The sequence below is a fragment of the Rhizobium sp. Leaf321 genome (assembly GCF_001423215.1).
GTDB classification, from domain to species: domain Bacteria; phylum Pseudomonadota; class Alphaproteobacteria; order Rhizobiales; family Rhizobiaceae; genus Neorhizobium; species Neorhizobium soli.
Genome location: NZ_LMOF01000008.1, coordinates 625,905 through 634,205, shown reverse-complemented (window position 1 = coordinate 634,205; position 8,301 = coordinate 625,905). Strand labels below are relative to the sequence as shown.

Genomic DNA, 8,301 nt, shown 5'->3' with positions numbered 1-8,301 from the left:
CCACGCCGGGTTGGTGCTGATAGCGTAGGCGGTGATCGTATAACGGCTGTCGTACTGACGCTGGCCGGCGACCTCGTCGAGGTGAGCATCGAACGCACCCTTGTAGGCGGCCAGACCCGCATCTTTCGCCTCGGCGGCCTTCTGCGCAGCGGTCACGAACATGCTCGGATCAGGTGTCCACATTGTCCATCTCCTCGGCCGGGTCGCTCGGTATCGCAAGATCACCGTCATCCGGGTCAGTAAGGGGTTCTGGAAAGGCAACGGCCTGAGATGGGTTGCTGCCATGAGGAAGGATCAGCGTAAGGTGGATCTCGCCATCGATCCGTTCGACCGGGCTGGCGATCCATTCGCACGGTACGTTCCCGTACGGGATGGTAGCGCCGTCAGGCAGGGATATGAAGCTAAACAGCGCTCCGTTGATTCGCAGCTTGTCGCCGTCCTTGACGACCTTGAGCGATCCTTCACGGCGCTGAGGTGAGAACGAGATCCGCATCAGAACCACCTTCCGATCGCTTGGAAGTAGATGCGAACGCTGCTGCCAGACAAAGCGGTAGCCGAGAAAACGGGGGCCGCGTTGAGCTGCGTTGCTGATGCCGATGCCAGGCCAGTCCAGGTGACGGCACTGTTTGAAGATGTCATCACCGCAGGTGCAGTCGCAAACGAAGCCGGGAAAGACCACGCCCCGACGCTGGCATTGTCACGGAAGATAGATCCCAGCGCAGTCGTCGTGATCGAGAACACCGCATTGTAGGTGCATATCTGCGTTCCATCTGCGAACCGAACATACTCGCCGTTGGCATTGCTGCCACGCTCGACGATCGCCCCTGTCGGTATGCCGCCGCTTTGCGAGACAGTGCCGACAATGTCCTGCATCACCGCTGTATTGGCGCCCGTCGATCGGATGAACTTGCCGGCGCCACCTGACAGGCCAAGGATTGCCCGACCGTGCGCAACGAGATCCGTCAGCGCCGCCGCGCCAGCACCCGTGAAATAGGCAAGCTTATTCGCAGCGGTCGCGAGGTTCGCGATCGAGAAGATGTTGCCGTTGGTGAGTGCATCGAGCACCTGGCGAGCTGCCGCCAGTGCGCGCGTGGCATCGGGGGCGAACTGCACCTCGTAGACGTCAGCGGACCGACTTGCGCCCGGCCATGCGTAGGCAAGCGTCAGAGACGTGTTGCTGTTGACCGAGGCGATGCGAACCGAAAGGCCAGCGGCCCAGAACGCGTCACCCGCCTGAAGTCCTGACGTCAGCCAGGTGGTTCCCTGCCCGGTGACTGCCGTGCCGTTGGCGTTCACCGTGGCGGTGCCGGTGTTGTAGGAAGTTGGTAGGGGCATCAGGTGTCATTCCCTTCGTTGGCGCGCGCCAGCTGGTCTCTGAGATCAGTCACCTCAGTGTCGCGTTGGTCGAGAACGGCCCGCATTTCCGACAGAGCCTGAGCCAGGATCAGAACGCGGTTCTTGAGCGCAGCGGAGATCGCTCGCTCTTCCTGAAGGGCTACTTCAGGCGAGATATTGACGGTTGTCATGGGGTTTTCCCTAATTACTGGGGGATGCCGAGGATGTAGTAGCGAATGCCGATGATGGGATCGACGGGGTATTCGTATTCCCAGCCTCTGGAGTCGGTGTACTGCTCGCTCTGAGGATTGCCGCGGAAAGTCCAGAACCGCGCGACGTTGCCTTCGATCTCGCAGTAGCTCGAGTTGCCTTGGTGGTACGTCGGCGACCCACGGTAGTTCTGGGTTATGAGTGTCTGCGCAAACTTGACAAGCTTGCCCACAGTCGGATGCTGGTGAACCGTCATGTATTTGACGACAGGGAAGACCCCATCGGCGTTGATGTTGACCTCGAACGACTGGCCTGTGTTCTGGTTTGACGGCTCCACATTGGAACGTGACGCTATCGTCCTGTAGCCCTCTGCGAGGATCTGGATGCACGGCCAGCGGCTATCGAGCATAATATCGCGGAATGCCGGGTTAGCCCCCGCCCCTGGACGCAGAAGCTGCATGACGTTCTGGCCGCCGGCGTTGAACTGTCGGAACACCTTGTTCGTGCCAGTCGTCAGCGGCGACCTGTCATTTGCAAAGACGATAAACCTGCAGCGGACAGCGGACGATTGCGTGTTGTTGAAGAAGATGCTCGACCCGCTGAACCAGTATTCGCATTCAAGCGAAGTCCCGCGGCGGCTCATGGGGAACGTGAGCGCTTCGCCCGAATAAAGGAACACGTCGGCGAGCATGTTGGCTGTCACCGGGAAACCGAGATTATAGCTCGAGACGCCGGCAGGAAGGTTGATGTCGTCAGCGCCGATCGCTGAAAGCGGCCGACCTGCGCTGTCGAAAGCCAGCTGCGTCGGCGTTGCTGTCCTGACGTCATAGCCGGGCTTTGCTACGCGGCAGAAATCCTTTGTGATCTCGACCGAGCGCTGCCCAGCAACAGGCGCCTTCGGCGTTCCATCCAGGATAGGCGTGTTGTCGCCGGGGAGACGCCAAACGATCAGCCCTTTCTCGAACTGGTTCGCGTCCGTCGATGCATACCGATCGCCATAATACAGGATGCCGTTGCCAACAGCGCCGACCCATTGCTCTGCCGCCGCGTTCGTCTGTGGCCGGTTCTCAAACCACATGCTTGTGCCGCGGTCGAAGGTTTCGAAGTAGCTGGTTCTCTGCCCTCGATTGTCGTCAGAGCCGTCACGCCTGACACGAGAGATTTCGATATACCGATCGTTGGAAAGTCGCCGCGTCTTGATATCGAACAATGGCAGTGAGTAAGGAAGATCAGGGAAGTTCGTGTTCCTCATCGCGATCAGGAACGCGCCGTTCAAGGAGTTCTTGTCGTAGGCCTTTTTGTACGAGTTGATGTTGGTGCCGGACGGCAGGTAGGCCCGCCCGTTCACAAAGGGCTGGCTGTCAGTGGCGGCCAGCTTTACGTCGGCCGCCACTTTGGAATTGTAGTAGAACGAGGACGTGTTCGCGTCAGGTTCGTTGTACGGGTTGATATTGCCCTTCGTGATCTTCACGCAGCCGGCGCCCGTGCTGTCGGTTCCGATGAACATTTTCGTCATGAGCTCACCGTGATCCCATTGCTGTCGATGCGGGTTTTCCCGATCTCGATGGTGCCGGCAGTGATCAGGCCGATGTTAGCAATCGCCAGCACCAACTCGCCGCCCTCAAAGACGAAAGGCTGCTTTTTCGAACTCCCGTTCAGGATCGCAAACCTGTCGGCCGTGACAAGAAACTGGGTCGGCTGCGAGGGGTCTGTCGGGACGTCCATGAACCAGCCGGCAGTACGGAAGCTATCACCAGTTGAGGCGCGAGCCTGCGCTGCAATGCGAGCAAACCCACTAGGTCCAACTGCTGTCGTCATCCGGAAGGTAGCATCAGCAGAAACATCATCGACCCGAGACGTGACCTTCGTGACGCTGTCGGAGATGGAAGAGATCTGTCCCTCAGCGCTGCTCACCCGAGTTGTCAGCGCCGTGAGCGCTGTTGCACTGGCCTTCGTTCCCACCACACCTTCAAGGCTTCCGAGGTCGCTCCGCAGCGAAGTGATCGAACCTGACGACGTCGAGATGTTGCCTTCTGCTGCCGTGACACGCGTCGACAGCGCAGTCAGGGCGGTAGAACTTGCGAGCCCCGGCAAAATCGACTGAACCTGCGTCACCGCACGCGACACGATTTCGATGCTGTCGTTCGTCAGCGTGATCCGGGTATCAAGAGTGTCAGCCGCGTTGGCCGTAACCTTGAGGCTGTCCATCTTGCCGAGGAAGTTTGCAAAGTCCTGATCGAGCGTCTCGCTAGCGATCGGCCAGATGCTGTTGCGGATCGCGCGGATATCGCTTCCTTGCGCAGTCAGCCCGCCGCCGCCAATCGCTGCGACTTCAGCCGACAACGCGTTGACGACATCGAGACCGGCCTTGCCATCGAGCGAGACCGAGAGGGCCGCAAGCGATGAACCCTGGGCAGTCAGCAGGCCGTCTATGCTGGTGACGCGTCCCTCCAACGCCGTGACGCCGGACGCAACGGCGCCGAGGCCAGTGGCCGGATCATTGAACGCAGCATCGAGCGCGACGATATCGCTTGCAAGCGCGTCGTCGTCGGTGATCCGGGCAAGGCGCTCAGCAGCCAGCTCGGCGCGGGACGCCCCGGGCGATGGCGCGCCGACCGAGATCCAGTCGATGGTGAAGTAGTCGGTTGCGGTCTGGGCGGTCGAAAGGTCGATACGGATCTGGGCGATCGATCCGGACCACTCCGGGTTAAAGGTGATGAGCCCGATGCCATTTGCGTCGAAGTTTGGTGCGGCTACCACAGTGCGACGGGCGGTGTCCCACGTCGTGTCGGTGGACGTCTTCCACCAGCAATAGCCTTCCCATACGGGAGAACCGAACTTGCGGACGCGCAGCCGCACCTGTCGGTACTTCGACGCCATCACCTCGATCGTCGGAGACGCGACGTAAGGGTCGTTCGCGACATTCGCCGGACGCAGGAAGCCAGACGCTACCGTCGGCGCGCCATTCCCAGTCCAGCCTGAAACGTCGGTTTCGAAGTCCCAGAGATTGACCGGGTCGAACTGGTTGTCAGTGCCGGCCGACAGCAAAGAGATCTGCTGCGCGAGCGCGAGATCGCCGACGATGCTGGCTTGTTCTATCTGGGTGATCTGCGCCGCCAGATTGCCAGAACCGACTTCGAGTGTGGTGACACGCTGCGCAACTGCCGAGGTCGCCGAGACCGCTGTCGTGATGCGCTCGTCAAAGGTTGCGAAGCCGCCTTCTAGCCGGACCGTGAGCGTCTGCCGGAGCTGCTCCTTGTCGCGGTAGTTGGCAAAATCCTGCTCTGCAGTAAAATCGCGGATCGCCGCTATCTCGCTGACGATCGAACGGTATCGCGTGGCGCTTTCGATCGCACCCGCAACGCGACCGTCGATCTCTTTCGACAGATTGACGACTGTCTCGTCGACGGTGTCTTTCAACCCGTCGTCGATCCAGTCCTGCAATTCTGCAAGCTTCTGCTGGATGTCTTCAGACAGGTTTTCGAGATCGACGAGGAAGCTACTGCCGCCCTCGATAGACGTCGCCGAGACCGGTCCGACCCAGCTCGTCGCCCGATCGGCTACAAGCTTGTGACGGAACTTGTAGTCGGTAACGCTGAGAATGCCTTCCTGGACGAGGGCGATGGTTTCATCAGCCTCGACACGACGGCGAAACTTGTTCTGCGGCGCCCCATCAACCCACCACTCGAAGACAACAGCCTGCACCGTGACGTCGTCGATCGGGGACCAGGAAAGGCGGAAAGCAGGATACGACCTGCCATCAGCACCCGTCGCCACCACGGCGATTATTGCCCAGTCCTGAAGCTCGTTCAGGTAGACAGGATCACCATTCGGGATCGGCACGACAGGCGCGACAAGGCCCGCCTTCGCATAGATCGCGGCATCACGCTCCTGCAGAGACAGAACGACATTGCGCGGCCCGTCGCTGGTCAGGGCGCGGATCGATCGCGAACGGACGATGTAGACGCGGTCGCCGTAGCGCGCCGAGTTCCAACGGACCCAGTCTCCGACCTTGACCGTCTGGAAGCGCGGTCGCAGCACGATATCGGCTGTCGCCTCATAACGGTTCTCGTTGTAGTAGATCGACGCCAGCTGGTTTGCCTGGCGCTTGCTACGGACAGTGTCAAAGTTGATCTGAACGTCACGCGTGCGCCGGTCGAGCGAGACCTGCGTCGGGTTGCTTTGCTGATCGTAGCCGACCGGCGACCAGAGGTTGCCCGGATCGAGATACGTTCCTGAGACCGAGTTCGTGAGTTCGGCCATCGAGCGCCGGCGCTGGAAACTGACCGGCTCTGTCGTGATCAGGTCGTCGTCAGTGAACGTCTCGACGATCGGCTGCACCGACCCGATGATCGGCCACGAGCCTTCGACACCGTCAACGACAATTCCGCCGCAAGAGGTCATGACCGCGTCGATATTGTCGCCATGGTCGACGTCGGCGTCGAAGATGATCGAGCAGCGATAGCGTGGCTCACCGTCGACGATCTCGTCGCAGAGATTTGCGGCCACCACATAGCGGTCGAAGGGCAGATCCGCCTCGGCCATATCCATGCCGAGAAAAAGGTCGCCATTCCACGAGAAGCCGCGACGGTAGTTGTAGTCCTGCACGATCGGGTTTTCGGAGAACTCGTAGGTACCATACTGCCCGAAGCGATGCGCCCCTGAGCCACCGATCGAGCTATCCCTGCGGAAGTCGTAGAGGCGAGCGCCGCGGATCTCGAAGAAGAACTCCGGGAACTGAGCAAGCTTCTCCTGGTCGTAAGTCAGCCGGACGATCAGATAGCAGATACCGCTACCGACGTTGACAGACTTCCATCTGTCCACCGGGTTGCTGTTGGTAACGAGGCCCTGGTCTGCTGCCGTTTGCGTTCCGTCGTAGAACACAAAGGACATACGGCCTTCGTAGTCGCCACCGTCGACCGTGTAGTTCTTATTATCCGTGGACAGCAACTTGAGCTGCTTGCCGCCTGCCCAGATTTTGGAAAGTCCATCGCAGGGAAAGTCCGACAGGACATAGATCTGCTCTAGATACTTGTTGGACGTGCCGTAGGTGTTGACGTAGCAGTCATGACCGGCAAGCCCGACGAGGCCGCACGGAACCTTGCGGCTGACGTTCTCGCCATACTCCTTATCGAACTGCGTTCCGCTTGCCTGCTTGCTGGCTTTCTTCGCCCGGCTCGCCTGGATCTTGGCCGCCACGAAATTGAGGCCAATACCGATCGCGGCCGACGCCAGGCTAACGCCAACCGAGCCCAGCCCAATGATGCCGCCGATCGCGCCAACGACTGCAGAGATGAATGGCATTTATCGAACCTTGTATGCGCGCGCGACAGCCGAGATCGGCAGGAATTGCAGGTCATAGCCAGTCGTGACTTCGACCCGCTTGCGGGCTTGACGCTCGACGTGCCCGTAGATAGTCCGAACGGCGAAGCCGATCGAGGTGAATACGCCGCAGGAAACGCCGCCCTCACGCTCGATCACACCGACATCGCCACGGTGAGCGAGAACCGGCGCGAAAGGCTCGCCCAAGGCCTCGGCAAGAGCCTCCTCGACGGTCAGCTTGAAGCCCGCCTTGCGGAACACCTTGTAGCCTTCGGCTTCCGTCGAATAGTTCTGCAGGTTCGCAAAGATCCGCTCGCCCGAGACGGCCTCGATCGCGTCCATTGCCATAATCCAGCAATCAGACCTGCCCCACTCTCCGGGCATGGCTTGGTGTTTCGCCACAACGTCGTTGAGGCGACTTTCCCAATCAGGATGTCTGGTCATGTCAGGTCTTTCCGGCTTTTCGGCCCCAGAACACTTCTTCGCGCCCGGCCTTTGCAGCGTGCTCGAAGAACTTGTCGGTCGAAGAACGGCGCCTCTGATCGGCAACATTGCGGTATCGGCCGTTCTTGCGGCTATAGTCGAGCTGGCGACCTTCGCATTGAGCCGTCAGCTTGAAGCCCGTCTCCGGGTCCATCTCATGGCTGATGACATCGAGGTAGCCGCGAGCGACGATCTCAACCTGCAGCAAGGCTCCGGTATCGGGATGGAAGTGAGCATCCATGACCGTGACCGGACGATCTCGATAATCCTCGTTCTCGATCTGCATGAGGACCGCAGGCGTCAGACCGTCGTTAGGGCTCTCGGCCAGCGTGAGGGTGAAACTGCCATCGGCCGTCGTACCCATCCCGCCATTGATGTCGGAGACCTCAATCAGGCCGAACGGCTTATAGATCAACCCGGCATACTCGAACTCGTCGGTCCGGGCGATAAAGCCGTAGGCGCCGCTTCCGAAGAGAAAGCGGATCATCTGTCGCGTCGAGATGCGCCCCTCGTCGTAGAGCGCTTTGACTTCGGTGGAAAGAGCCATAGAGGGTTCCTGTTGCAGGACTCGACTCGCGGTTTCTGCCGTGCTTCCTTTCGAGCGCCAAGCGCAGGAGGAATGCATGGAATTCGAGACACGTTATAACGCCATGGAGCATGCAAAGCTCATCATGATTCAAAGGCTTCTGCTGGAGCTCGCTAGCCTCAAGGGTGCAGGCGGTAGCCAGTTCATTGAAGAATTCAGGAATGCCTGTGTTACGGAGATAAGCGACACCAAAGCCGAAGGCGCTGCAGAGCGACCTGTAGAGATTTCTCAAGTGGCTCGGTCAATTGTGGAGGGTGTTGCAGCGATGGCAAAGGATCGATTTTTGCAACGGAAAGCCGAGAGAAGCCTTTAGATCCGTCGCGTGAGAGCTCGAAAGAGAACGGGCTATTCATGTCTATCTCCAA

The 8,301-nt window shown here is 59.8% G+C and carries 8 protein-coding genes and 1 pseudogene; 1 reads left to right on the top strand and 8 read right to left on the bottom strand.

Annotation, left to right across the window (positions count from 1 at the left end):
- From ASF70_RS24245 to ASF70_RS20040, 8 genes and pseudogenes are all read right to left on the bottom strand, one after another.
- Nucleotides 1-183, bottom strand: a pseudogene (locus tag ASF70_RS24245) (hypothetical protein); the annotation flags it as partial.
- A complete protein-coding gene (locus ASF70_RS20070) occupies nucleotides 170-493 on the bottom strand; it encodes a hypothetical protein (protein WP_062582301.1) in 324 nt (107 codons plus the stop codon). The pseudogene ASF70_RS24245 and the gene ASF70_RS20070, both read right to left, overlap by 14 nt.
- A complete protein-coding gene (locus tag ASF70_RS20065; RefSeq protein WP_062582300.1) occupies nucleotides 493-1,335 on the bottom strand; it encodes a hypothetical protein in 843 nt (280 codons plus the stop codon). The genes ASF70_RS20070 and ASF70_RS20065 overlap by 1 nt, the downstream gene beginning before the upstream one ends.
- On the bottom strand, nucleotides 1,335-1,526 hold the full coding sequence (locus ASF70_RS20060) for a hypothetical protein (protein ID WP_062582298.1): 192 nt from the start codon (nucleotides 1,524-1,526) through the stop codon (nucleotides 1,335-1,337). The genes ASF70_RS20065 and ASF70_RS20060 overlap by 1 nt, the downstream gene beginning before the upstream one ends.
- 14 nt (nucleotides 1,527-1,540) lie before the next feature.
- Nucleotides 1,541-3,061 (bottom strand): hypothetical protein, encoded by a 1,521-nt coding sequence (locus tag ASF70_RS20055; RefSeq protein WP_062582296.1) that lies wholly within the window; start codon nucleotides 3,059-3,061, stop codon nucleotides 1,541-1,543.
- Entirely contained in the window at nucleotides 3,058-6,849 is a 3,792-nt protein-coding gene (locus tag ASF70_RS20050; protein ID WP_062582294.1) for a DUF1983 domain-containing protein, read from the bottom strand. The genes ASF70_RS20055 and ASF70_RS20050 overlap by 4 nt, the downstream gene beginning before the upstream one ends.
- Nucleotides 6,850-7,209, bottom strand: a complete 360-nt coding sequence (locus ASF70_RS20045; RefSeq protein WP_244474090.1) for a hypothetical protein — start codon at nucleotides 7,207-7,209, stop codon at nucleotides 6,850-6,852.
- Between the two features lie 103 nt (nucleotides 7,210-7,312).
- Nucleotides 7,313-7,897: a hypothetical protein gene (locus ASF70_RS20040; protein WP_062582292.1), complete on the bottom strand. Its 585-nt coding sequence runs from the start codon at nucleotides 7,895-7,897 to the stop codon at nucleotides 7,313-7,315.
- 76 nt (nucleotides 7,898-7,973) lie between these two features.
- Between ASF70_RS20040 and ASF70_RS20035 the strand changes: the two genes are divergently transcribed.
- Nucleotides 7,974-8,249, top strand: a complete 276-nt coding sequence (locus ASF70_RS20035) for a hypothetical protein (protein ID WP_062582290.1) — start codon at nucleotides 7,974-7,976, stop codon at nucleotides 8,247-8,249.
- Nucleotides 8,250-8,301 lie beyond the last annotated feature (52 nt).

What these genes read in the sequence shown, in the direction of transcription:
- ASF70_RS20060 (WP_062582298.1), bottom strand. Translation starts at nt 1,526, where the DNA reads ATGACAACCGTCAATATCTCGCCTGAAGTAGCCCTTCAGGAAGAGCGA.
- ASF70_RS20045 (WP_244474090.1), bottom strand. Translation starts at nt 7,209, where the DNA reads ATGGACGCGATCGAGGCCGTCTCGGGCGAGCGGATCTTTGCGAACCTG.
- ASF70_RS20065 (WP_062582300.1), bottom strand. Translation starts at nt 1,335, where the DNA reads ATGCCCCTACCAACTTCCTACAACACCGGCACCGCCACGGTGAACGCC.
- ASF70_RS20035 (WP_062582290.1), top strand. Translation starts at nt 7,974, where the DNA reads ATGGAATTCGAGACACGTTATAACGCCATGGAGCATGCAAAGCTCATC.
- ASF70_RS20070 (WP_062582301.1), bottom strand. Translation starts at nt 493, where the DNA reads ATGCGGATCTCGTTCTCACCTCAGCGCCGTGAAGGATCGCTCAAGGTC.
- ASF70_RS20050 (WP_062582294.1), bottom strand. Translation starts at nt 6,849, where the DNA reads ATGCCATTCATCTCTGCAGTCGTTGGCGCGATCGGCGGCATCATTGGG.
- ASF70_RS20055 (WP_062582296.1), bottom strand. Translation starts at nt 3,061, where the DNA reads ATGACGAAAATGTTCATCGGAACCGACAGCACGGGCGCCGGCTGCGTG.
- ASF70_RS20040 (WP_062582292.1), bottom strand. Translation starts at nt 7,897, where the DNA reads ATGGCTCTTTCCACCGAAGTCAAAGCGCTCTACGACGAGGGGCGCATC.